This window comes from Cecembia calidifontis, from assembly GCF_004216715.1.
Classification (GTDB): domain Bacteria; phylum Bacteroidota; class Bacteroidia; order Cytophagales; family Cyclobacteriaceae; genus Cecembia_A; species Cecembia_A calidifontis.
Genome location: NZ_SGXG01000001.1, coordinates 4,866,564 through 4,892,212, shown reverse-complemented (window position 1 = coordinate 4,892,212; position 25,649 = coordinate 4,866,564). Strand labels below are relative to the sequence as shown.

General features: G+C 41.9%; 17 protein-coding genes and 2 pseudogenes. 10 read left to right on the top strand and 9 right to left on the bottom strand.

Going from position 1 to position 25,649, the window contains the following annotated elements; all coding sequences use genetic code 11:
* Positions 1-111 precede the first annotated feature (111 nt).
* A complete protein-coding gene (locus tag BC751_RS21125; RefSeq protein ID WP_130277330.1) occupies positions 112-1,533 on the bottom strand; it encodes an MBL fold metallo-hydrolase in 1,422 nt (473 codons plus the stop codon).
* A gap of 85 nt (positions 1,534-1,618) precedes the next feature.
* Positions 1,619-1,939, bottom strand: a complete 321-nt coding sequence (gene trxA / locus BC751_RS21120) for a thioredoxin (protein WP_130277329.1) — start codon at positions 1,937-1,939, stop codon at positions 1,619-1,621.
* 151 nt (positions 1,940-2,090) lie between these two features.
* Between trxA and BC751_RS21115 the strand changes: the two genes are divergently transcribed.
* Complete coding sequence (locus tag BC751_RS21115; protein ID WP_130277328.1) at positions 2,091-5,072, top strand: glycosyltransferase family 117 protein; 2,982 nt, start codon at positions 2,091-2,093, stop codon at positions 5,070-5,072.
* Positions 5,073-5,279: 207 nt separating this feature from the next.
* Here the strand turns inward: BC751_RS21115 and BC751_RS21110 are convergent, their stop codons facing one another.
* Positions 5,280-6,056 (bottom strand): class I SAM-dependent methyltransferase, encoded by a 777-nt coding sequence (locus tag BC751_RS21110; RefSeq protein ID WP_130277327.1) that lies wholly within the window; start codon positions 6,054-6,056, stop codon positions 5,280-5,282.
* 49 nt (positions 6,057-6,105) lie between these two features.
* Between BC751_RS21110 and BC751_RS21105 the strand changes: the two genes are divergently transcribed.
* The gene (locus BC751_RS21105) at positions 6,106-7,359 is read left to right on the top strand and encodes a GWxTD domain-containing protein (RefSeq protein ID WP_130277326.1); all 1,254 of its coding nucleotides are present in this window, start codon (positions 6,106-6,108) and stop codon (positions 7,357-7,359) included.
* Positions 7,332-8,105 carry a 23S rRNA (guanosine(2251)-2'-O)-methyltransferase RlmB gene (gene rlmB, locus BC751_RS21100; protein ID WP_130277325.1) on the top strand — a complete coding sequence of 258 codons (774 nt, stop codon included), beginning with the start codon at positions 7,332-7,334 and terminating at the stop codon, positions 8,103-8,105. The genes BC751_RS21105 and rlmB overlap by 28 nt, the downstream gene beginning before the upstream one ends.
* A 115-nt stretch (positions 8,106-8,220) precedes the next feature.
* Here the strand turns inward: rlmB and BC751_RS21095 are convergent, their stop codons facing one another.
* Positions 8,221-9,657, bottom strand: a complete 1,437-nt coding sequence (locus BC751_RS21095; protein WP_242617561.1) for a mechanosensitive ion channel family protein — start codon at positions 9,655-9,657, stop codon at positions 8,221-8,223.
* 186 nt (positions 9,658-9,843) lie between these two features.
* Positions 9,844-10,023, bottom strand: a pseudogene (locus BC751_RS21090) (IS1595 family transposase); the annotation flags it as partial.
* Positions 10,024-10,211: 188 nt separating this feature from the next.
* Between BC751_RS21090 and BC751_RS21085 the strand changes: the two are divergent.
* Positions 10,212-11,417: an IS256 family transposase gene (locus tag BC751_RS21085; RefSeq protein WP_130274032.1), complete on the top strand. Its 1,206-nt coding sequence runs from the start codon at positions 10,212-10,214 to the stop codon at positions 11,415-11,417.
* Between the two features lie 45 nt (positions 11,418-11,462).
* Here BC751_RS21085 and BC751_RS21080 read toward each other — a convergent pair.
* Both BC751_RS21080 and BC751_RS21075 read right to left on the bottom strand, forming a co-directional pair.
* Positions 11,463-12,200 (bottom strand): annotated as a pseudogene (locus BC751_RS21080) (IS1595 family transposase); the annotation flags it as partial.
* A 109-nt stretch (positions 12,201-12,309) separates the two neighbouring features.
* Complete coding sequence (locus BC751_RS21075) at positions 12,310-13,140, bottom strand: hypothetical protein (RefSeq protein ID WP_130277323.1); 831 nt, start codon at positions 13,138-13,140, stop codon at positions 12,310-12,312.
* Between the two features lie 247 nt (positions 13,141-13,387).
* Here BC751_RS21075 and BC751_RS21070 point away from each other — a divergent pair, with 247 nt between their 5' ends.
* From BC751_RS21070 to BC751_RS21055, 4 genes are all read left to right on the top strand, one after another.
* Positions 13,388-13,816, top strand: coding sequence for an Hsp20/alpha crystallin family protein (locus tag BC751_RS21070; RefSeq protein WP_130277322.1), 429 nt, complete (start codon positions 13,388-13,390; stop codon positions 13,814-13,816).
* A 182-nt stretch (positions 13,817-13,998) separates the two neighbouring features.
* Positions 13,999-15,495, top strand: a complete 1,497-nt coding sequence (locus BC751_RS21065) for a Do family serine endopeptidase (RefSeq protein WP_130277321.1) — start codon at positions 13,999-14,001, stop codon at positions 15,493-15,495.
* 135 nt (positions 15,496-15,630) lie between these two features.
* A complete protein-coding gene (locus BC751_RS21060; protein ID WP_130277320.1) occupies positions 15,631-16,122 on the top strand; it encodes a nitrilase-related carbon-nitrogen hydrolase in 492 nt (163 codons plus the stop codon).
* 43 nt (positions 16,123-16,165) lie between these two features.
* Positions 16,166-17,458 (top strand): serine hydrolase domain-containing protein, encoded by a 1,293-nt coding sequence (locus tag BC751_RS21055; RefSeq protein ID WP_130277319.1) that lies wholly within the window; start codon positions 16,166-16,168, stop codon positions 17,456-17,458.
* An 88-nt stretch (positions 17,459-17,546) separates the two neighbouring features.
* Here BC751_RS21055 and BC751_RS21050 read toward each other — a convergent pair whose 3' ends face one another.
* Positions 17,547-19,886 carry a TonB-dependent receptor gene (locus tag BC751_RS21050; RefSeq protein ID WP_130277318.1) on the bottom strand — a complete coding sequence of 780 codons (2,340 nt, stop codon included), beginning with the start codon at positions 19,884-19,886 and terminating at the stop codon, positions 17,547-17,549.
* 378 nt (positions 19,887-20,264) lie between these two features.
* Between BC751_RS21050 and BC751_RS21045 the strand changes: the two genes are divergently transcribed.
* Entirely contained in the window at positions 20,265-21,986 is a 1,722-nt protein-coding gene (locus BC751_RS21045; RefSeq protein ID WP_130277317.1) for an adenosylcobalamin-dependent ribonucleoside-diphosphate reductase, read from the top strand.
* 30 nt (positions 21,987-22,016) lie between these two features.
* On the opposite strand, the gene BC751_RS21040 is transcribed toward BC751_RS21045, so the two are convergent.
* Positions 22,017-22,862: a DUF6671 family protein gene (locus BC751_RS21040; RefSeq protein ID WP_207226934.1), complete on the bottom strand. Its 846-nt coding sequence runs from the start codon at positions 22,860-22,862 to the stop codon at positions 22,017-22,019.
* A 118-nt stretch (positions 22,863-22,980) separates the two neighbouring features.
* Here BC751_RS21040 and BC751_RS21035 point away from each other — a divergent pair, with 118 nt between their 5' ends.
* Complete coding sequence (locus BC751_RS21035; protein WP_130277316.1) at positions 22,981-25,410, top strand: TonB-dependent receptor; 2,430 nt, start codon at positions 22,981-22,983, stop codon at positions 25,408-25,410.
* The last annotated feature ends 239 nt before the right edge of the window (positions 25,411-25,649 follow it).

The window sequence follows — 25,649 nt, the reverse complement described above, 5'->3', positions numbered from 1 at the left end:
TTCCCAAGGAATAAGTGACATTTATCACCTATCTATTCCTTACATGAAAAATGGCAAGACAACATGTCTTGCCATCGTTCAATTTAGGGTAATTTGCGACTTTTTATTCAATTAAAGTAAAGTTGTTGGGCAGACATAATCACTCACTTTGAAAAGACCTGAGTCTTTTATCGCGGTGAAACCTCCCTTGATATCTATCAAGTTGTCATAACCTCGCGCTCTTAGGATAGAGTTGAATGCCATAGACCTATATCCTCCGGCACAATGCACATAGTAGGTTTTATTTTTGTCTATCTTGGTCATACTGTCATTGATATAATCCAAAGGCGCATTGATTGAACCAATTACGTGTTCACTGTAATGCTCACTTGCTTTTCTTACATCAAGGATATTGACTTGGCCTTCTTTTTCTATAATATGAGCCAATTCTTCTGCTGAAATAGAGGTGATGGTGTCAACTTCTCTGCCGTCTGCTTTCCAAGCTTCAAAACCGCCTTTCAGGTATCCGATACAATGGTCATAACCAACCCTTGCCAATCTGGTGATAACTTCTTCTTCTCTTCCTTCTTCAGCTACTACAAGGATCTCTTGTTTAACATCCGGAATCAAAGTACCTACCCATACGGCAAAGCTTCCATCAATTCCGATATTAATAGAGTTAGGAATAAACCCTTTTGCAAAAACCTGTGCATCACGGGTATCTAGTACAACGGCTCCAGTTTCATTGGCAGCAGCTTCAAAAGCAGCTGGGCTCAAAGGATTGAAGCCTCTGTTCAAAACCTCATCAATGGAATCATAGCCTTGAATATTCATCAATACGTTTTGAGGGAAATAGGCCGGAGGTGGTGTCAACCCTGTCAATACCTCTTTGATAAACTGCTCCTTCGTCATGTCCTGAAGGGCATAATTGGTCTTTTTCTGATTCCCCAAGGTATCAGTGGTTTCTTTGCTCATGTTTTTACCGCAAGCACTGCCAGCCCCGTGTGCCGGATACACAATAATATCATCAGGCAAAGGCATAATTTTATTCCTTAAAGAATCATATAGGTAACCAGCCAATTTTTCCTGGGTCAAGTCTTTGACAACTTTTTGAGCCAGGTCAGGACGGCCTACGTCGCCAATAAATAAGGTGTCTCCTGTAAATAAAGCTTCTTCTTTTCCTTCTTCATTGATCAATAGGAAGCAGGAGCTTTCCATGGTATGACCTGGTGTATGAATAACTTTAATTTTAACTTTTCCGATTTCAAATATTTGACCATCTTCTGCAATGATTGCATCAAATCCCATTTTCATACCGGTAGGACCGAATACGATAGGAGCCCCTGTTTTTTCAGACAGATCTTTGTGACCTGACACAAAGTCTGCATGAAAGTGGGTTTCAAACACATACTTGATTTTTGCTCCATCTTTTTTAGCTTTTTCGATGTATGGCTGAACTTCTCTCAATGGATCAATGATTGCAGCTTCTCCTTCTGATTCGATGTAATAGGCTCCTTGAGCCAAACATCCGGTATAAATTTGTTCGATTTTCATATTATAATGCTGTTTTTCAGGTTATTGATAATGTAAATTTATTGAGTTCACTTCTCCAATAAAATGACTTTTGTCACAATTTGAACTATACTTTCTCAGATAGTAGGCTTTCTATGACTTTCACCAATTGGTGTGCAGGAACCACTCCTGATTGTCTCCAAATGACTTGTCCTTTATGGAAAAGGATAAGGGTAGGCACACCGCGAACTTGAAATTTGCTGGCAGCCAAGGGGTTTTTATCCACGTCTACTTTGACGATTTTAATTTTTTCACCCAACTGACGTGCTGTATCTTCCAGGATAGGCTGCATCATCTGACAGGGGCCACACCAAGTGGCAAAAAAGTCCACCAATACAGGTTGCTCTCCTGAAATCAATTCACTGAATGTTTTTGGTTGTGTGCTCATGATTGTTAGCGTTATTTTGAACAGTACAAAATTACATTCCCGACCTGCTCTTGTACAGTAATTTTTATCACAAATCCTTAAATGCTGTTAATTTGGCTTTCCGTAAAGATTAATTGATTATTTTCGCCCATCACAACTATTTAACTGAACAATGCTTGATTATAAAAAGGTCAATAATCTCACCGGATGGTTGGTATTTGTAGTTTCCACGCTGGTCTATGTCTTTACAGTTGAACAAACTGCCAGCTTTTGGGATCCCGGGGAGTTTATTGCGGTTGCTTACAAACTTCAGGTGCCGCATCCTCCGGGAGCGCCGTTTTTCCTTTTGATATACAGAATGTTCGCTTTTTTTGCTTTTGGCGATGTTTTACAGGTAGCCTATTGGATGAATATAGCCAGTGCCGTTTTTTCGGGATTGACCATTCTGTTTTTGTTCTGGTCCATCACCCTCTTCGGAAGAAAGCTATTCCAGATAAAGAAAGGTGAAGAGAGCAAAGGACAGACGATTTCATTAATGGGGGCCGGCCTTATCGGTTCTTTGGCGTATACTTTTACAGATAGCTTTTGGTTTTCTGCCGTGGAGGCTGAAGTTTACGCCATGTCTTCCTTCTTCACAGCCATTGTAATTTGGGCATTTTTAAAATGGGATACTATTGAAGACCCCAAAGAAGAAAACAGGTGGATGTTGTTTATTGCCTATTTGGTAGGACTTTCTATCGGGGTTCACTTGCTTAACTTGGTGACTCTGCCGGCATTGGCATTGATATACTATTTTAAAAAATATCCTCAACCTAATTTAAAGGGAGGAATCATTGCAATAGGTCTCGGTGGCCTGGTCCTTGTCGTCATCAACAGTTTTATTATTCCCGGTCTGCCAAGTATGGCAGGTTCCATTGAAATCTTCTTTGTGAACAGCATTGGATTGCCTTTTGGTAGTGGGATTGTGGTTTTTTCAGCTTTGTTTTTAGGGGCATTAATCTATGGGATCCTTTATTCCATCAAACACCAAAGAGCAGGTCTGAATACCATTCTGCTTTCCCTGACCTTTATTTTGATCGGATATGCTTCTTATGCTCTGATTATTATCCGTGCCAATCAAAATCCTGTCATCAATGAAAATGCTCCAAAAGATATCATTAGCTACATTTCCTATCTCAAAAGGGAGCAATATGGTTATAGACCGCTATTGCACGGTCAGTATTTTGATGCGGAGCTGAAAGATCAAAAGGAAGGGGCTCCTATTTATCTGAAAGGCAAGGATAAATATGAGATAGTTGACTATTCTACTGTGAATGTATATGATCCTGAGAGGACTACGATTCTGCCAAGGATATATTCTACCCAAGAAAGGCATAAACAGATCTACCGTTCTAAGCTGGGTCTTAGGGAAGGACAAAAGCCCACTTTTGGAGACAACCTGTATTTTATGTTCTCCCATCAATTGGGGCATATGTACTGGCGTTATTTCATGTGGAATTTTTCCGGACGTGAAAGTGACTTTTCGGATGCGCCTTGGTTGGGTATCACGGATTTTTTCTCAGATAAATTTCCTGATTACATCAAGGAAAACAAAGCCCATAACAATTATCTGATGCTTCCGTTGATTTTGGGAATCATTGGTTTACTGTTTCAGGCTAAAGTGGATCCCCGTTCATTTTATGTGAATGCCATGCTATTCCTGATGATGGGGGTAGTACTGGTACTGTATCTCAATTCTCCACCGGTAGAACCCAGAGAGCGGGATTATATCTATGTGGGATCATTTTATGCATTTGCCATTTGGATAGGGTTGGGGGTACTTGCCCTGACCCATTGGATAGCCAAGCTCAACAAAAATATGGCTGTGGCAGGAATAATTGCCACTTTGGTTACCTTTCCCATCCCTGTGTTGATGGCGGGACAAAACTGGGATGACCATAACCGTCAGGGCAGGTATTTCTCAGTAGATTCAGCAAGGAATTTCTTGGCTTCCTGTGCACCCAATGCTATTTTGTTTACAGGAGGGGATAATGATACCTTCCCGCTTTGGTATGTGCAGGAGGTGGAAGGCTTTAGAACAGATGTGAGGGTGGTGGTATTGAGTTATTTTGATACAGATTGGTACGTTGAACAAATGACAAGGCCTGTCAATGAATCAGCGCCTCTTCCTTTTTCTTTGGAATATCGGAATTACAGGAAAGGAACCAATGACGTACTTTATGTGATGGACAGGCAAAACCTGGAAGCTATTTCAGCCACAGAGTATCTGCGTTTGTTGAAAAATGAAAGCGATCTTTTAAAATTGACCTCAGGTGGAAGATCTACCTTCAATATGGTGCCTTCCAGAAACCTTATTCTTGATGTAGATATTGAAAAAGTCTACAATCAAGGACTGATACCAGAAGGCATGGAAGACCTTATGGTGGACCAAATGAACCTGAGAATTAAAGGTAACTACCTTACCAAAGGTAATATGATGCTCATTGACCTCATCGCCACCAACAACTGGGAAAGGCCCATCTATTTCAACAATACTTCTTTGGCCACCATTACTTTGGATATCGAGGATTATGTAGTGATGGAAGGGCTTACTTATAGGTTATTACCGGTAAGAAAACCTCAAGGAATGAGAAATGAGCTGGTCAACACAGATATTGCCTACCAAAACGTAATGGAAAAATTTGCTTTCAGGGGAATGGACAATCCTGACAATTATTTTGATGATGAGTTCAGGAGGTTTACTTCCAATCACCGCTCCGCCATCAATTCCATTGCCATCGCCCTTTTGGACGAAGATGATATGGATAGGGCAGCTGAGATTCTCAAATACAGCATCCAGGTGATGCCTCATGAGGCAGTGCCTTATGACCTGGCAAGCGGGCAAATGGTACCGCTTTTCTTTGAGGTGGGAGAGGACGATATGGCGTTGGACATCGTCGAAAAACTCTCGCATAAATCTGTGCAGATGCTGGATTTTTATACCAGAGAAGATCGGGTTTTTGACCGGGAAGCCATGATTTCCATAGAAATGCTCAAGTTCTTTATCCCGCTTCTTGAAGAGCGGGGTTACACTGAACTCTCTTCGCAGATCAAAAAGGACTTTGAAAGGGTGATGGGGCCAATTTCCGGTGGATCGCTTTTGGATAGAAGGTAGGGGGCGGTTATACCAAGTACCAAGAGGAGAGAAGCGAGGGACTAGAAACAAGAGGGAAGAATTTCGGAAGCTGGATTTCGGAAATTGACCATCAAGCTCTTCGGGATTTGCAATTCCGAAGAGCGATGCCATGGATTTGAAATCCATTTTCCCCCTCTCGAAATTGCAAATTTCGAGAAGCGGGACCTTTGACCTTTTTCCTTTTTCCTATCCCTTCCTCAGCACAAAAAATAAATCCAGACCCTTTTCAGGATTATCTTCCAGAATATAATCTTCATGGGAGAGGTCTGTGACAGCATTGCCCTGTTGCTTGTGGAGTTTTTTGCGGTTAAACCTGTTCAAAATCTCATAAGGCCAGCGCAAAACAGCAGCAGGTAGCTTGTACTGTAAGTTAAAAATATCAAATCGCATGATCTTGTTGACCGATTTCCTGTTGGCTTCATGGTAAGTCCATACCTTTTCATTGCCTCCAATGCCCATAGCCTGAACATTGTCAAAAATGCTTTCACACAAATCCTTCAATTGCTTTGCCGTATATTCCCTGATATGCCATGGATTTCTGGATAAAGTATGTTGGATATTGGGCGTAGAGATAATGGCCTTTCCACCAGGTTTGAGGACCCTTTTTATTTCTTCTAAAAACAGCCGGTCATTTTTGATATGTTCAATTACCTGAAAACTGACCACTGTATCAAAACTGTTGTCATCAAGGTCCGAGAAAGGAGGAATAATGGCTTGTTGAAATTTTGCTTGGGGGTATTTTCCTGACAAAACATCAATTACCTCCTGAATCTTGTCTATACCGAGATAGGAATCCACATTTTCCATCAAAACTTCCACGCCTCTCCCTTCTCCACATCCCACCTCCAAAAGCTTACCGCTGACCAAGGGTTTTGCTGCAATATATGCTTTTAGCAGACGTTGATGGATAGGGTTATCACTGACCAACTTATCAGATGCAATCTCAGTAGTGTAGGTAGCCATTTAAAATTTCATTAATTTGGGCAAAATTACGTTTAATTTTTAAAAACAGATGACCAAAAAGAGAATCCATACAGCGGCCCTCAGTTTAGCCTTTGTTGTCTTCACATTATTTGCTTTCCCAATTTACATGATGGCCCAGCAACAGACTTTGGAGAGTATCAATCAGGCATTGAGGTATTCGCGATACTCCCGCTTGGCCTTAAAAATCATTCCTGTCCGGGAAAATGACAGGACTTTTGTCCTACAAATGCCCATCGAGAAGATTGAAGAGAATATCGATTTTGATACTTACGAGTTTGCTTATGCGTTGCTTTCCGGTTTTCAGGATCCCATTGGACCTCAAAATTTAATTACCTTGTCCAAAGAAGACCTAATAGCAGACACTGATTTCCATTATTTTTTCGAAAAAAGGGTAGAAATTCCTGAAGACCAAGAGGTTGCCATTGCGTTTCTGCAGGCCACTGATACCAGACAAGGGGATGTTTATTATTACCATGTTGACCTTATTAGCGCTTTTGTTTTTGGTCATCCTAATTTTTGGGCCTATTATGCGGATAGGGTGCCCTTTGATCAGACTTTTGTATTGAAAAATGAAGCTTTGGAATTCAAAGGAAGAAGCGGGGTCAACCTGCATGCATTTCATTACCCAACACTCTTTGATGCACCACTTCCTCCTATGGAAATCAGACCTGCGAATGTGCCCAAGGAGGTAACAGTCAATTATGAGGGTGAATTTTTCCTCAATACTCCCAAATCTTTTGACAAAGAAGGTTATTATTTCATTCAGTCAGATACCAACTCCACTAGCGGCATGTTGGTGAAAACTGTCCATGAGGCTTTCCCTAAAGTCAAAACTTATGAGGAGATGGTGGAGATGGTAGTATACATTTCCACAAGGAGGGAGCATGAAATGCTAAAAGAAGCAAATGATAAGAAACTGGCGCTCGACCAGTATTGGATTAATATGCTCAAAGATGAAGAGACTGCAAAAAAAGTCATCAGGGAATATTTTAAGCAGATAGAGTTTGCCAATATTCTGTTTACAGATTTCAAAGAAGGTTGGAAGACAGACAGGGGGATGGTGTATACCGTGATGGGACCTCCCAATGAAGTTTTTTTCAGACCGAATGGGGAAGTTTGGTCTTATTTCAGTGCTGATTCCAATTCAAAAATTACCTTTACCTTTGCACGGGTAAAAAATATCCTCACACCAAACTATTACATACTTAACCGTTCAAGGGCCCTTCAGCCTGAATGGTTCAAAAGCATTACATCATGGAGAAACGGACAGATGGTTTTCTGATCAATAAAGGAGAGCACGACAAAGATTTTATTTTTGGTACCAGGGCAGTCATGGAGGCTATCCATGCCCAAAAAGAAATAGATAAAATCCTCATTGACAAGGATGTCAATAATGATTTGGTCAAGCAACTCTTGTCTCTGGCCAAAGAAGAAAGGATTCCGGTTGTACGGGTTCCTGAAGCGAAACTCAACCGGATTACCAGGAAAAACCATCAGGGGGTCATTGCACATATGTCCGCCATCCAATATGCTTCCTTGGACAATGTCATAGAAGAATGCTTCTCAAAAGGAGTTTCTCCTTTGATTTTGGTCTTGGACAGAATCACCGATGTTAGGAATTTTGGGGCCATTGCCCGCACGGCAGAATGTGCTGGCGTACATGCCATTGTCATCCCTGAAAAAGGGAGTGCCCAAATTAATTCCGATGCAGTCAAAACTTCCGCAGGGGCTTTGAACCATCTCCCCATCGTTAGGGTGAAGAATCTCTATTATACTGTAAAAGACCTGAAGAAAATGGGCTTGCAGGTGGTGGCAGTAACCGAAAAAACGGAACAATTGATTTATGACGCAGATTTTACGATCCCGACAGCCCTGATTTTGGGTTCTGAGGAAGACGGTATTTCGGATGAATTGATGGGGCAATCTGACGCCAAGGTGAAAATCCCAATGGCGGGAAACATTGAAAGTCTCAATGTATCTGTATCGGCTGGAGTTGTGATTTATGAAGCCATTAGGCAGAGAAATTAGACTCAAACTTTAGAACCAAAAATCAAGATGAAAAAAATGAGCTGTCCCGCATTTCCGAATGCGGGATTTTTTGTTGTTTTTGGAAGACTGATTTCTTAAAGGTTTATACTGGGATCTATTCTTCATTGGGTTTGGATAATGTTTCTTTGATGAGACCCGGGAAGCTCTTTACATGCAAATCCCGTTGTGGAAAAGGGATTTCCACTCCATGTTCTTTGAAGGATTTGAAAATTCCCCGCATCACTTTGTCCCGTATGGTTACCCATACATCAACATCTTCTACCCAAAAAAGTACCCTGAAATTAACGGAACTATCAGCAAAGGTCTGAAGAAATACCCTTGAAGGTGGATACTTGAGTATGCCTTGTATATCCAGCTGTTCTTGTATAAGATTGGTGACCAGGTCCATGTCCGAATCATAAGCTACCCCAATGATCAACTCCACCCTTCTCTGCTTATCTGAAAGGGTCCAATTGGTCAAGTGTTGGGCCAATAAGTCGCCATTTGGTATGATTACCTCTGCCCCGTCCCAGTTTTTAATTTTGCTGGCCCTGATCCCGATGTCTCTCACCACTCCTTCGATATTGCCTACCTGTACGGTATCCCCAATTTGAATGGGCTTTTCAAATGCCAGGATAATTCCGGAAACGAGATTGTTGACGATGGTCTGCAATCCAAAACTGATTCCTAATGAAAAGGCTCCCAACACAATGGTTATCTTATCCATAGAAATTCCTGATGCCGCTGCTGCTAGCAAAAAACCGACTATCAATAGGGTCAGCCTGATCAAAAGTATGGAGGATCCTAATTTTTTTGACCGGGTATTACTGCTTTGCTGATCTTTGATCTCCGCTAAATAAGCTGCCGTATTGGCTATAAAGTTGGCCGAATAGAGAATGAGAATGAAAATGGCAATCTGTGCAAAAGTGAAAGATGCGTTGAGTATGCTTCTCGGCTTGGACAAGAAATTCTTAGCCGTAAGAATAATAGAGTCAAAAATTCCCAAGCTTTCTGCAAAGAAATAAGCCCAAATCAAAATGGCCAAGAAGGAAGCCACCCGGTTGACTCGCTTTTGGATATCATAAAAATCAATGGATGAAGTGAAATCATTTTCTCTTTTTTGGCTGATCTCTATCTGCAGGTAAATGACTTCTTTGATTACGGCAACAAAAATAATGAGGGGGATGGCATGCATCAAACTTAAGGTTGCTGTGATGCCTGTCATCTTACTCAAAGAGAACCTCCCCAGGATATTGGCCAAAATAGATATCCCGCAAAATGTCATGTAGACTTTAGCTACCAAAGGTATGTAGGAAGGCAAGAATTCTTCTGCTTCTTTCTGAAGCTGGATCAACTTCCAGCCTATGTAAATACCGAACAGGCTAAAAAACAATAAATGCCATCTTTCCTGATAGGCCACTTCCCAATAAAGGTTGCTGGTTATGCTGATCAGGAATAGCGCATACATCATCCACCAAACTTTGAAAGAATCTGCCCCAATTCTTTTTCTGAGTAAAATTCCGGATATACTTACGGTAATTACCAGTATCAATGAGAATAAGGGGACTGGGGGGTTGGGAAAAAAGAAGGGAGCCAGGGACAAAACGACCAAAACAGCAGCTAATAAGGGGTATGTTGTAATATATTTCAGCCTACCGAGAATCAGTCCGGAAAATTCTTTAAAGGATTCTGTTTTTTTGAGGTTTTTTTTGGTCCAATGATAAAAAAGGTAATATGATTATCCGCTTGTATACAAGTAGGGGCAAATGCTCGCAATAACAAGTCTATCAAAGAGTTTTTTACCAAAGTATCTTCGGTTTAGTTTATAACAGAATTCATTGAGATAGTTTTGAAGCATCTTTTCTGAAACCATATGGTACTTCTGTAAATCCCTTTTAAGGTTGCTTATTGCTATATGTGCCCTTTGAGGGGACTATGACACAAACTGTGTAAGTTGGTTTCACTACTTACGAAGTTAAAGTTAAACCTCGAAATTCTCTGTGTGATTTAGAAGAAATCGCACAGGGAATTTGAGGAACCCGCGGTAGGCGCCCCCCGGTCTGTGTGTGGACAATTTCTTACCTTTATAACACACAGATTACAAAAATGAAAAAAGAAGATCTCCTAAATGATGACTTCCTCAAGCAGTTCAGGACTGCCGGGGAGCTTAATTCCTTCCTTCAACAGCTTCAGAAAAGAGCCGTTGAGAAAATGCTTGAAGGCGAGCTGGATGCCCATCTTGGCTATGAAAAGCATCAGAATTCCGATAATCCCAATTCAAGGAACGGCTATTCCACCAAAACAATAAAAAACACATTTGGGGAAGCTGAAATCAGAGTCCCAAGAGACAGGGACGGCAGCTTTGAGCCTGCCCTTGTGCCCAAACGCAGAAGCATGGCGGAGGGCGTTGAAAACGTGATCATTTCCATGTATGCCAAGGGAATGTCAAACCAGGACATCGAAGAACAGATCCGGGAGCTTTATGACATCAATGTTTCCTCCTCCACCATCTCAAGGGTTACCGGTGCCGTAGCGGAGGATATTGTTGCATGGAGAAACAGGCCGCTTGACCCTGTATACCTGATCGTTTGGATGGATGGTATATCCTTCAAAGTCAGGGAGAACTCCAAAGTGGTCAACAAGACCGTTTATATTGCCGTTGGCCTCAGAACTAACGGCCTTAAAGAGATCCTAGGCCTTTGGCTTGGCAAGAATGAATCTTCGGCTTTCTGGATGGGGGTACTCACCGACCTGAAAGCCAGAGGGGTTGAAGATATTCTCATAACGGCAACTGACAACCTGAACGGGTTTACTGATACGATAAAAGCTTCATTCCCCCAATCAGTCACTCAGATATGTGTCGTCCACCAGATCAGAAACGCATGTAGATATGTCGCATGGAAAGACCGCAGGGCGTTTACAAGGGATATGAAGGAAATTTATACCGCCCCTACAAAAGATGCTGCTTGGGCTGCCCTGAACGATTTTGCCAAAAAATGGGAATCCAAATACGCTTATGCCATCAAAAGCTGGAGGGACAACTGGGATGAACTCACCGTTTTCTTCGATTACCCGGCTGAAATCCGTAAAATCATCTATACCACCAACCTGATTGAAAATCTCAATGGAAAGATCAGAAAATACACCAAAAACAAGCTCTCTTTCCCGACAGATGATGCCGTAATGAAGTCTGTTTTCCTGGCTGCAAGAGAAGCATCGAAAAAATGGACTATGCCTATCAGAGACTGGGGAGCTATTCTTAACAGTTTCCTGCTTATATTTGGTGATAGGGTCAGGCTTCTTGATACCTGACAATAAAACCATAATTTGAAGTTTACACACTTATCGGGATAGTGTCCATTTGAGGTTGAACTTGCCCTCTTTTGTGGAAGATAATTCGCTCACGTGAACATCGATACAATCTTCTAGGTTAGCATAAGTCGTACTTTCATCAGTTTGGAGCACGGCTTTTTTGTCAATCAGTCCTTTTATCAGTTTTTCGGCTGTTTTTGCCTTCAAGTTATCTATTTTGACCATCTTGAAATATCTGCAGCTTTTGTCCTTTTCTCCAGTAATTAGGTCTTCAAGAATAGATGATTCAGCCATAACAGCGACAGTAGCTTGTTTTTGGCTTCCACGGCCTTTCTTCAGCTTCGTCTTTTCCGAAGATTTTGTTGCCTTGCTTACAAAAGCCTCATCATATTCAACCATATCTTCTAGTTTATATTGGCTGTCACGTTTACCCATTGCTTCCCGGAGCTTGTGATACAGTCTGAAAACAGTCTCGTATCTGCTATGACCCATCTGCCTCTGTAGTTCAAGGCAGCTAAATCCCTTCTTGGTTGCGCTTACAAGAGTCATTGCAAGCAACCAAGTCCTCAATGGTAACTTGCTGTTTTCCATAATAGTACCATTTTTCAGTCCTGTCCTAAATTTACAATGTTTACATTGGAACATATTGAGAGAATTAAGCCAGTAGTGATCCTTGGAATTACAATTCTTGCAAATAACACCTTCTCTTTCCCTTTGTTCCTTCAAGTAATGGATGCAACTTGCCTCATCAGGATATCTTTCATTGAATTGTAGAATATTCATGGCCTTCTTATTTATTTACAGCCAATTAAACACTTACAATTCAGCCCTGAAAGTTATTGACACTTATTGTCAAAGTATAAAATTTGCCCACTTGTATGTAGGCGGATATTCATAAAAGGTAAACCAGGAGAAACAAAAAAAAGGTAGTGCCCAGATGGTTGTTGATATAGTTTCTGGTAATATTCAGATTGAATCTGAATGAATCTCTGAAAATGAGAATTAATCTTTCTGTACTGGGGAAATCCCTGGGTTCCCAGATAAAATTGGTCTCTTTTTCGAAAAGTGCTTTTTCCAAATCCCTCTTTTGCCCAATGATCCTTTCCCTGATATCGCTGAGTCGTATTACCAGATTGGACGCCCTGGATTGATAGCTGGCAGCCAATAACCTTTGCTGGTTAAGTGTGCTGTCTGTTTTGCTTAGATTTGTTTTTAAGGTGCTGATGGTTTGCTGGTATTCAGGTAGGAGGGTGGTGTCTCGAAGATTTGCCCTCAATAAGCCGTCTTGTTGAATGGAGTCCAATTTCAGTCTTGCCTCCATCAATTGCGTAACCCTGGCGCTGATTAACTTTTCACCATTATTAAGTTCTTCTGAAGTATATCCGAGCCAGTTTTCCAGTGCATTTAAAAACCTTAGGTTAATTTTAGACTCTTGGTTTTCTAGCCTATCCCCTACAATGATGGCAAAAGCCTCTACCCTTGGAAGAACACGCTCCAAGGTGCTGGTGTCCAATGTCTGATTTACCGTCTGGTTGATCCTGTTGAGTTGGAAAGTATAAAGCTGTGCTTTTTTAATGTTTTCTTCTAATGTGCTCCTGTCCAGTTTGGGGCTTTCTTCTTGTAATTGTTCATCAAAAAACTCCAATAAGCTATCAATTGGCGTGGTGATATCCTGGATGTTCTGTGCTTTGTTTGTCAGAGCGATCAGAAAAAAGAATAGCATAAGGGAAAAAGTCCTCAACATTTGCTTTATGGCTTTTTCTTTTAAATGTAAACAGAATTTTATTTCCAGTCTATGCCTGAGCGTCAAATACTGGTAATTTTATAAGGCTTGGGAACCTTAATTCATGAAGACAAAATGGCGGATTTTATTTGTTTTTTTCAGAAAAATAAGCCAAAACGACAGTTTTTATGGCTTGGTATGTTTTTTTCTGGTAGGTCAGTATCACGTTTAACTTAATAAAAAAACTATGAAACTTGTAAGATACAACCAATTTGAGCCAGCTTACCCAAGTACATTTGGAAGCCTTTTGGACAAATTCTTCAATGAATCTTTGTCCCAAACGACAAAGCAATTTATACCCGCAGTGGATATTTCCGAGGATGAGAAGCAATATGAAATCCAGGTTTCTGTTCCCGGTATGAAAAAGTCCGATTTCCACCTTGATTTAACAGAAGGCCGTCTGACCATTTCCGGTGAAAGAAAAATGGAAGAAAAGAAAGAGGGTAAAAATTTCCATTCTATAGAAACCCATTACGGCTCTTTCAGCAGGTCATTTTATGTACCGGAAACCATCAGCGTAGAGAATATCTCGGCGGTTTATGAAGATGGGCTTTTGAAAGTAGTTTTGCCAAAAACCGAAAAAAAGGTCAATAATTTAAAAATCGAAGTAAAATAAAGGAGAGTGGGGAAACCCACTTTCTGTTTTTTTGTTATTAACTTGTTGTCTGTTAGCTCATAGGAAGAATTCCTGTTAAACATTGTTAAAGCTATATGCCATCCTAAAAAAGAAGCTTGATTATTGCGGAGGTAAAATTATAAATTACGTGTACAATCAATAGAACTTAAAGCAGAGATCAAATGAATAGAAAGCAATTTTTCCTAGGAATTATCTTGGCCTCATTAATAGGAGGAGTGGTAGCCCTAGCCGGGGCTAACTACCTTTCTAAACAGAATTCGGCTAACAATTTCACAGAGAAACAGGAGTCCAGTCTTGTTAACTGGTTGAACAATGAAAAGTTTACTATTCCTGATGGAATTAATTTCGTGGCCGCAGCAGGATTGGTTACACCTGCGGTGGTCCATGTTAAAAGTACAGTTACGGTAACCCAGGGACAGAGAGGAGCAGATCCTTTTGAGGAATTTTTTGGATTTAGGATGCCTGATAGGGGACAAGTGCCAAGAGAGGGAAGAAGTTCAGGTTCAGGTGTTATCATATCCCCAGATGGCTATATCGTCACCAATAATCACGTGATCGAAAATGCTTCGAGAATAGATATTTCTTTGGAGGACAATACCAGGTATTCAGCCAGGGTTATCGGTACTGACCCCACCACGGATCTCGCCTTACTTAAAATTGAAGCAGAGGGTTTGCCCTTTGTGAAATTTGGTGATTCTGATCAGATGAAAGTTGGACAGTGGGTATTGGCTGTAGGGAATCCATTTGATTTGACTTCTACTGTTACTGCTGGGATTATCAGTGCCAAAGCTAGAAATATCGGAATTCTGAGAGATTTGGAGAATAACCTACAGATTGAATCTTTCCTTCAGACAGATGCAGTGGTGAACCCGGGTAACTCTGGTGGGGCCTTGGTTAATTTGGCAGGGGAACTGATCGGCATCAATACGGCGATAGCATCCAGGACTGGGACTTTCAATGGTTATGCTTTTGCCATACCATCATCCATCGTAAAGAAAGTAATGGATGATCTATTGGAGTTTGGTGCCGTACAAAGGGGACTTCTTGGTGTTCAAATAAGGGATGTCAGTCCCGAGCTGGAAGAATACCTGGGAGAAAAAATTGGAGTAAACCGTGGAGTTTACATCATGGAGGTAAATGAAGGCAGTGCTGGTGCAGAAGCCGGTCTTAAAAAAGGTGACGTTATTATTGGAGTAGATGGAGTTGAAACCTTCAATGTTGCCAAGCTTCAGGAAATGGTGGCCAGAAAAAGACCCGGTGATAAGGTAGAAGTCAAATTCCTGAGAGCCGGCAAAGAAATGACTGCCAGGGCAATCTTGAAAAATATTGCAGGTGACACCAAAATAGTCAGGAAAGAAGTGCCTAAGCAGGTTAGTTTCAGTGGTATTGTCTTTGAGGATGTCAAAGGAGATGTTAAAAATAGGCTCAAGCTTCAGGGTGGAGCGTCGATCATTTCTGTGGATAATGAAGCATGGAAGAAAGCAGGTGCCAAAGTAGGTTTCATCATTACCTCTGTCATTGGGCCTGAAGGTAGGTACAGGATTTCCAATGCCGAGGACATGTCCAATATCCTGAACAAAAGTAAAGGCGAAGAAGTGGTCATCCTTGGAGTTTATCCAAATGGACAGGAGTATTACTTTGAAGTAAAAATAGAGTAGTGTAATAAGTTGTTTTGTGTTTGATAGTAAAAAAGGTCGGCCCAGTTTGGGCCGGCCTTTTTTTATTTTCTCACCCAATCCTGTCTTTCTATCTTCCTATATTTTGAATATCTTGGATGAATTCTCAAAGAACACATGGATCCCATAAAAATCTCCACAGCTCAATTTGAAAACAGAAGCGGTGATAAAGCCTATAACCTTGCTGTTATAGATAAACTGGCTGGTCAGGCAGCGGCAGAAGGATCCCAGGTTATTACCTTTCACGAATGTTCCATTACAGGTTACACTTTTGCCAGGAAACTTTCCAAAGAGGAATTATTGGCAATATCCGAAAGGATTCCAGAGGGAGAAAGTGTGCAGGAATTGATCGCGATATTTTCAAATCCAATAGGAATGGATGATGACCAATTGAAAAACGGGTGTTCCATGATTATAGATCCATTTGGAGATATTTTGGAAGAGTGCAGAAGTTTTAAAGACTCCTTTGTTACCGCTACCCTCTACCCCAAGAAACTAACTGATGCAGGAGGTAGTCGGTATATCAAAGCAAGACGTCCAGAATTATATAAAGACATTATTGGCCAAAGTCACCAGCCCGAACAAAAGGTTGCCTGGTTAAAGTCCTGATTTAAAAATTTGAATAGTCTCAATTTAACCCAAGAACACCAACATGAAAAGTTTCCTTCTTTTTTCCATAGGATTGCTCCTCATTATCAATCCAGGCTGGACACAGACAGCGTCCATCAAAAAATCCCCTCCTCTGTCAGAAGCTGCCCCACAAAGTGTAGGCATTTCTTCCGAGCGATTGAAAAAACTCGATGCCATGCTGGAAGAAGCAGTGCAGAATAATGAAATACCGGGCTTGGTGGCCTTGGTGGCCAGAAACGGAAAAATTGTCTATCATGCAGCCAAGGGCAAAGCGGATGCCGGGGACGAAAAAGCCATGTCCAAAGATGCCATCTTCAGAATTGCCTCCCAGACAAAAGCCATTACCGCCACAGCTGTGATGATGCTTTGGGAAGAAGGTAAATTCAGATTGGATGACCCTATCTCTAATTGGATCCCGGAATTCAAAAACCCACAGGTCATTCAGAATTTCCGGTATGCAGATACTACTTATACTGCCCGGCCCGCCAATAAGGAAATAACCATCCGCCACCTGCTTACCCATACCTCAGGGTTGGGATATGGGGTGATTGACGGAGATGAGCGGATGAAGATGATTTACCAAAAAGCCGGTATCGTAGATCTTTACACCACCGAAAATGTCAGCATTGCTGAAAACATCAAAAAGCTGGCTGCCCTGCCGCTGCACCACAACCCGGGGGAGAAATACACCTATTCCGAAGGTTTGGATGTGTTGGGCTATTTGATAGAAATCGTCTCCGGAATGCCTTTTGATCAGTTTTTGAGAACAAGGCTTTTTGATCCTTTGGGTATGAATGATACCTGGTTTTACCTGCCCGATTCAAAGTCAAATAGGTTGGTCAAGGTTCAGCGTAAAGTGGATGGGAAATGGGAGAATTTTCCGGTCACTTTCTATGACCCTCAATATCCCATCACGGGAGCAAAGAAGTTCTTTTCGGGAGGAGCCGGACTTTCCAGTACAGCAAAGGACTATGCGATTTTCCTGCAAATGTACCTGAACGGTGGGGAACTTAACGGTGTAAGAATTCTTAGCCGTAAAACTATCGAATCGATGATGAAAAATCAGGTTGGGGACCTTTGGTCCGGGGCAAAGCATTATGGCTTGGCCTTTGGGGTAGTGACCGAAAAGGGTGTGGCTGAAGGAGGTATAGGAAGTGAGGGTACTTTTGACTGGGGAGGTTATTTCAACACGCAGTACTTTGCCGATCCGCAGGAAAAAGTCATTGGCATCCTGTTGAAGCAGACGAGTCAAACTTCCGGTGATCAGACAGGCTGGAAATTCAGGCAAATGGTGTTCATGCTATTGGATGATTAAGGGTAAGGGGCCGGAACTGGATTCAATAAAGGAAACCGGCCCTTGAGTATTGGGTCTTGTTTCTGTCCATTCTCTTAAACTCAATTGCTCACTGTCTGATCCTGTAATTTAAACTCAGATTGATCTGCCTGCGGACATTGAGGAAGTCTCCAACCGTGAGAAATCCTTCTCCTTCCAAAATATAGCGGTCTCTTCTGGAGTTGAAAATATCGGCGATATTTAGAACAAGCGTGCCCCGCCTTTTTAGGACCTCCTTACTGGCTGAAATATCCATAAAGAAGATTCCTTTTCTGATCCCTTGTGCTATCCGCTGCCTTCCCTGGTAATTGTTTCTTACCTGGGCGGTGATTCCGTTGCCAAAGCTGAACCTGGAATTCTGCCGGGCATTCCAAGAGTAGGTGGTGGCCGTAAAGCTGTTTTGTATATTGCTGCCATCTACAGCAGCATAGAAGAAATTCATGTTAAAGTCGATTTTCCACCAATTGAAAATCTGGTAATCCGTGGCAAATTCCAAACCGAAAGACTGTTCTCCCAGCAAATTCTCTGGCCGGATAGTAGCATTTCCTTCATTGTCCACTGTTCGGATCCGCTCGATTTTATCTGTCGTATTCCTATAAAAAACAGTGGAAAACAAGGTGCCTTTTTCGAAATATTTGATATGCCCCAATTCTATGGCATCAGTAAACTCAGGGTCAAGATCGGGATTTCCGCTAAAGAAATTCCTGGCATCTGAAAAGGTCATAAATGGACTGAGGTCATTGTAAAATGGTCTCCTGACCCTTCTGCTGTAGCTGAGCTGCATTCCATTTTCCTTATCGAAATTATAGGTCAGATGGGCACTGGGAAAAAGGTTGAGGTAATCCCTGGGGTTCACTTCATTGGTTTTGACCAAAGTGGTCTTGACATCCGTCCATTCAGCCCTCATTCCGCCCTGGTAACTCAGTTTTTTGGTTTTATTGCCAAGAATGCCGTACCAAGCATGAATGTTTTCCTGATAGAGAAATATGTTGTCCAGTCCAGGGATAGGATTGAAATTGCCCTGCTCATCCCGCTCTTTGACGACAAAATCATTTTCCATGTTTCGGAAGCTGCTCCGAAGCCCGGTTTCAAGTTTACCTTCCGAACCAATGGGTTTGGTATAGTCTACCTGGATCAGGTATTGCTTCTCAAATTCATCGTTTATGGAGGTCTGAAGTAGAGACCGGGAGGGAATAGGATTTCCTTCCGGCGAAAAAGTATTTTCGGTAAAAACCTGATCTGAATTTTCCCAATAATCCAGGTAAGTAAGTACGGTGGTCAGTTCATGTCCTTTTTGTTCAAATGACCTCTTGTAGGTAAGTAATACCTCAGAATTTGGTTCCTTCTCCTGTTCGTCCTGTCTTCTTAAAGAATAGCTTTGAAGATTTTCTGCGTCAAACAGGAAATCGTTGTACCTGATATCTGTGATCCTGTTGGCATCACTTCTTCTGAGGAGGTAAGAACCTGTTAAGACACTTTTTTCATTGAAATAATAGTCCAGTCCTGCTCTGACATTATTGTCTAATGTATATAACCTTCCATCGGTTTCCTGTTTGGAGATAAATAAGCTGTCCCCACCAAATGCTTCCTGGTACAAGGTGCCCTCCCTTAGGATCTTTCTTTTGGCCACACCGTAGTTAATGAACCAGTTGATTTTTTTGTGCCTGTAATTCAAGTTGGCAGACAGGCCCAGGTTGGTGGGATTACCGGCAATCACTTCAAAAGAGCCGTTAAAACCTTGATTACTTTCTTTTTTTAGGATGATGTTGATGACTCCGGCCATACCTTCTGCCTCATACCGGGCGGATGGATTGGTAATGATCTCCACCCTTTCCACCATACTCGCAGGCAATTGCTGTAAGCCTTGGCTACCTTTAAAACTCACCAGTCCTGAAGGTTTTCCGTCCACCAGAATCCTTACGTTATCTGAACCGCGGAGCCGGACATTTCCCTGAGAATCTACGGTCACTGAAGGCAGGTTCATCAGGATATCGGCAGTAGTCCTGCCTGCATTGGCGAGGTCTTCGCCTACATTGAAGATTCTTTTGTCCAGGGATAATTCCATCAAAGGCTTTTCACCCTGAATGATCACTTCGTCCAATTGGCTTAAGCCGCTGCTCAGCTCAATTATTCCAACATCTAAGGGGGAATTGTTTCTTGATAAAGTGAAAAGATCAGATTGGTAGGCTTCATAACCCATGAATTCTACTATAAAAAAGTATGAACCATAGGTCAGGGATATCTCAAATTTCCCATCAGCATCAGTGATGCTTCCTGCCAACATTTCCTTTTCCACATTGTACACCGTTACGGTGGCAAAAGGTAAAGCTGATTGAGAGTCTTTTTCTATTATAGTGCCTTTAATCAGTCCCTTTCCGGATTGTTGTGAAAAGACAGAACCGACCGTCATCGCAAAAATTAAGGTCAGTAGAATTTTTATACCCTTGGAATGGAAAATTTGGGAGTACGCAGATTTCACTTTGATGGGTGAGGCTTTATAGGTTCAGGTTAAGTTTAAGATTTTGAAGAATTTCTCTTCTTTATCTTAGTCCTACTTTTTCAGGTTTAACTTCTAACCTTAAGTTGGCTGATTTTTTCTGACTTGATTAAGTAGGATAAGTAATGTAGTAAAAATACCATGGTCTTTTTTGTCTTTTTTGACCAGTGGGTGTTTGGCGATTTTAGTTCCAAAAATTTCAAAATGTTTTTCAAATATCAGATTTTTTTATGAAATCATTTGCTTGCCGGCAAAATGTGTATTTGTGGTAAGAGAATGTTAAATTGATGCATGGAAAATTTCACCGACAATGCTCTCCGAATCCTACAAGAAAGATACCTTTGGAGGAAGGGAAATGGGGAAGAACTGGAGTCCCCGGAAGAAATGCTCCGGAGGGTGGCAAAGTATGTGGCTCAGGCGGAATTGAAATGGTCAGGGAAAGCAGAAGCGGAAAAGTGGGAAAGCTTCTTTTTTGACATGATGTCCACCTTGGTTTTTTTGCCCAATTCGCCTACCCTGATGAATGCGGGCCTTCCCAAGTCTCAATTGAGCGCTTGTTTTGTATTGCCAGTAAAAGATAACCTTTCTGGAATTTTTGATACCCTCAAGTTGGCGGCTTTGGTACATCAGAAGGGTGGGGGCACAGGTTTCAACTTTTCAAGGCTCCGGCCGGCAGGCGATCCTCTGGGTTCTCAAGGAGGGCATGCATCAGGACCAGTTTCTTTTATCAAGCTCTATGATTTTGCTACAGAACAGGTCAAGCAGGGAGGGAAACGCAGGGGAGCCAATATGGGGATACTGAATGTGGATCATCCCGATATTTTGGAATTCATCCGGCTTAAGGTTAACGGCAAAGCTTTGCAAAATTTCAATCTTTCGGTAGGAATTTTCGACCGTTTTATGGAAGCGGTGGCCGAGGGCAGGGATTGGCAACTCATTCATCCCAATTCTAGAAAAGTGGCCCAAACCTTACCAGCTAAAGAAGTTTGGGAAGCCATTTTGGAAGGGGCCTGGGAAAACGGAAACCCGGGCATGGTCTTTCTGGATACCATTCATGCAGCCAATCCCTTGTCTAAAATTGGAAGGATTTGGGCGACCAATCCCTGCGGAGAAGTTCCCATGTTGGATTACGAATCCTGTAACCTGGGATCGGTCAATTTGTCCAGATTCGTCAGCAATGGGAAGGTGGATTACCAAAAACTGAAAGAGACCGTCAGAACTGGAATCCGGTTTTTGGATAACGTCATTGAAGTCAACCATTATCCCACCATTAAAATAGAGAAAGCAACCCTTTCTAACAGGAAAATCGGATTAGGGGTGATGGGTTGGGCGGAGATGTTGTTGCGGCTTCAGATTCCATACGATACAGAGGAAGCTGTCCATCTTGGGGATCAGGTCATGTCCTTTATCTGCCGTGTAAGTCAGGAAGCTTCCCATGAATTGGCATTGGAAAGGGGCTGTTTTCCCAACTGGGAGGTCAGTGCCTTCAATCCCCAAAAGGTTATGCGGAATGCTACAGTCAACAGTATTGCCCCGACAGGTACGATTTCAATTTTGGCGGATACCTCTTCTTCTATTGAGCCCCTATTCGCACTGGCTTTTCAAAGGAAAAAAGTTTTGAATTCAGGGTCTTTGACTACAGAAGTGCATCCATTGTTTAAAAAAGCAGTGGAGGAAGGGGGATTCCCTGTTCAGGAAATTCTGGCCGAAGTCAGGGCAAGCGGTAGATGCGGCCATATTGCGGATTTGCCTTATCAGCTGAGATCTGTTTTCAAAACTGCCCTGGAGATTCAGCCTGAATGGCACCTTAAGCATCAGTTGATCTTCCAAAAACATACCGACAATGCCGTGTCAAAAACTGTTAATCTACCGGAAACGGCTTCCCCCAAAGATATTGGAAGGATTTATTGTGAAGCTTGGAAAAATAAGGCCAAGGGAATTACAGTTTTCAGGAACAATTCCGGAAATGAGCAGGTAATCTATCAGGGAATAGGCAAGTCCTGCAAAGTTTGAAATTAAAATCTCCGAAAAAATCGGATCCTCTTAAGGATTACAAAAATCACAGTACATGGGATCCTCCGTTTGTTTTTCATTTGGAAAAGGAATTTCTTTTTGAAATGAACAGGCAGCACAAATCATCAGATGGCTTAATACCGACCGTGTGGGCCTTCCACAGTGGGCACATGGTAGTCCTTGTATTCTTTCTGTCACGCTAAAGCCAGGAGTCTGACAGTTTGGACAGTTATTGAGCGCTTTTTGAGCCAACTTATCACTCAGCTTCTCAATGAATGTCATCCTCATAGGATTATGCATAGCCCGCATATCCGTTTCTACATAAACATCTCCAAATGCTGTTTTCAATGCTTTGAAATGACGCAAAAGTGTATCGGCAGTATGTATCCCTTTGTATATCGGAGCTTTGGCCTCTTTATGGGGGCGAAGAATGAGTGCATGTTCCGGGAAACCTGTTCTTTCCGCAAATCTTAACAAATCCTCTTCTGAAGAAACTTGTAAACCATCGAAGTTGGTTTCGGTCGTCAATTCCCTGACCAGGATTTCAAGCCCATGCCTTTGGTCAATCAACAGGATGATTTCCTCATGACCAGCTATAAAGGGAAAGTAAGGATGCGGGCCAAATGAACCCTCCGTAGCCACTCCCAGGTCGATATTTGCCTCCCTCATACCTACCTGGCATTTTTCTCTTACGGTAGCCAAAGCATCTTTTTTCCTTTCAATTTCCCCGCTGAATGTACCCAGGCTGTCAGTATCAAATTCAGAAGAGAGGACACAACTCACCCCCAATAACCTTTCAAGTACAGGTGCAATGGCATGGTGTTTTTCGTGTTTGGTGGTGATGATCAATTGTCGACCATGAAAGATTGACTGCATATTTCAAACGGCTTAATTTTATTTAGAAAAAATCTAAATAAATATTGACTGGTATTTTTTTCCAGATTAAGTTTGTGCTGTAATTTTAAATCAATCTAAATAAAAACGCAAATTTGGTATGAGGTTCATCTTTACATCTTGTCTTCTTTTACTGTTGGTAAGTTTCCAGGTACAGGCTCAGAAGAATACTTTGAGGGGGGTTATTGTGGATGAAAAACAACAGCCTGTAGTAGGTGCTTCTGTTTATTTACAAGGTACAGTGAGGGGAGTTCAGACGGATGCTTCGGGTAATTTTATACTAAGGGATTTTCCAAAGGGAAATTATATTTTGCGTGTAAGTATGATAGGGTTCAAAGATGCTTCTATTACTTTTTCCATAGAGGAAAGAGAAACCAAGGAGATGAATTTGGTGATGGAGGAGGATTTGTTATTGTTGGATGCCTTTGAATTTTCTGTGAGCAGGGGGATTATGGGTCAGGAAAAAATGCCAGAGGTGGATAATTTCCGAATCAATGCCGCCCGAAAGAACGAGGTGATAAGGGTAGGTGAAATTAATGCCAACCTTGCCATGAATAATAGCAGGCAGATTTTTGGACGTACACCAGGAATTTCTATCTGGGAAAATGACGGTTCAGGTATCCAGTTGGGCGTTGCTTCCAGAGGATTGAGCCCTAACCGGTCCTGGGAATTCAATGTTAGAATGAACGGCTATGATGTTACTCCAGATCCAATGGGTTATCCTGAAGCTTACTTTACCCCTCCAATGGAAGTAGTCGAGCAGATTGAAATTGTAAGAGGTGCTTCCTCGCTTCAATATGGTCCTCAGTTTGGCGGTTTGATGAATTTTGTCATGAGAAAGCCGGATAAATCCACCAGATTTACTTTCGAAACTTTGAATACGGTAGGTAATAATGGGCTTTTTAGTACTTTCAACTATTTAGGGGGTACTGAAGGTAAGTGGAACTATACCGCATACTATCAGAAAAGGATTGGTAATGGCTGGAGAGAAAATGGTTATTTCAATACTGACCACGCTCACGTGGAAGTCAATTATGCAGCCAATAATAGACTGAAATTAGGTTTGGAAATGACTTACATGACCATGGAAAGCCAACAGCCCGGAGGACTCACAGATGAGCAGTTTGCACAGGACGCAAGACAAAGCACCAGAGGAAGAAACTGGTTCAGTACGCCTTGGTTTGTCCCGGCACTTACAGCGGAGTATATTGTTTCAGAAAACACCAAATTGAGCTGGAAGGCTTATGGGACATTTGCTGAAAGAAGTTCAGTAGGATTTATGAGACCGATCAATCAGGAAGACGATCTGGGCAGCCGTCAATTGGACAGGGATTTTTATACCACCTATGGTTCTGAATTGAGAATGATTACCGATTACCAGCTTTTTGGTAAAAAACAGACTTTGGCATCAGGTTTACGCTATTTCAATGGAGTAATTGACCGTAAACAAAACGGACAAGGAGATGCAGGTACAAGAATGAATTTTGATTTGATAGAAGGGGGTGTGTACAATAGGGACCTGGATTTCACCAATATCAATTATGCAGCCTTTGCTGAAAATATTTTCAGGTTTTCGGATAAGTTTTTAGCCACTGCCGGTGTCCGTTTAGAAAGCATTTTTTCCAATATGGAGGGCAGATTCAATATCGTCAATGGACAGGAAGTATTGCTCAGTCCACAGTCGAGAACCAGAAATTTTCTACTCTTTGGTGTAGGGTCTGAATATAAGCTTACAAAAAGCACAGAATTCTATACCAATTTCTCACAAGCGTACAGGCCGGTATTGATTTCCGATCTTACCCCACCTGCGACTACCGATATCATTGATGAAAATCTGCAGGACTCCAGGGGGTACAATTTTGATTTTGGATACAGAGGAAGTTTAGGCAGTTACCTGAAATTTGATGCCAGCTATTTCTACCTCAAATATGCAGACCGAATTGGTACCATTGCGCAATTGAATCCCAATGGATCCATCAATCAGTTCAGGACTAATTTGGGCAATTCGGTAAGCCAAGGCTTTGAAGGATATGTGGAATTTGATCCGATAACCGCTTTTATGAAAAGCTCCAGATTCGGATATGTCCACCTGTTTGCTTCTCTTGCTCTTGTTGATGCCCGCTATGGGGATTTTATGACTACGACGGTTGTAGATGGGGAAATCAGGCAGGGTAACCTCAAAGGAAATAGAGTGGAAAATGCCCCAAGAAAAATCAACCGCTATGGTGTAACTTATCAGTTGAAAAACTTCTCGGTCACCTGGCAGTTGAGCGATATTGGAGAAGCTTTTGCGGATGCCTCCAATACCGTGGCGCCCAATGCCGCCGCCACTGTTGGTCTCATCCCGGCTTATCAGGTGCAGGACCTCTCAGGAAGTGCCATTTTTGCAAAAAGGTATATTTTCAAAGCAGGTATCAACAACCTGACGGATCAAATGTACTTTACCAGAAGGGCAGGAGGTTATCCAGGACCTGGCATCATGCCAGCTGATGGCAGGACTTTTTACCTAACATTTGGTTTGAAACTCTGATAAGTATCGGATAAATTGACAAAAAAGCTGCATTAAATCCCAGGCAGCTTTTTTGTGGATAAATTGTGGTTATCCTTGGTTTTTGTGTGGAAAATTTGTGGGTAAATATAATTTGCTTAAATTTTTGTTTTTCAGCTATTTAAATGCTATTTATGATCATATCAAGTAAGAGATAAAAGGCCGGAAGTAGAATTCCGGGCAAGGATTGAAAACCTGAAATGTGATTGTGAAGGGGCTGG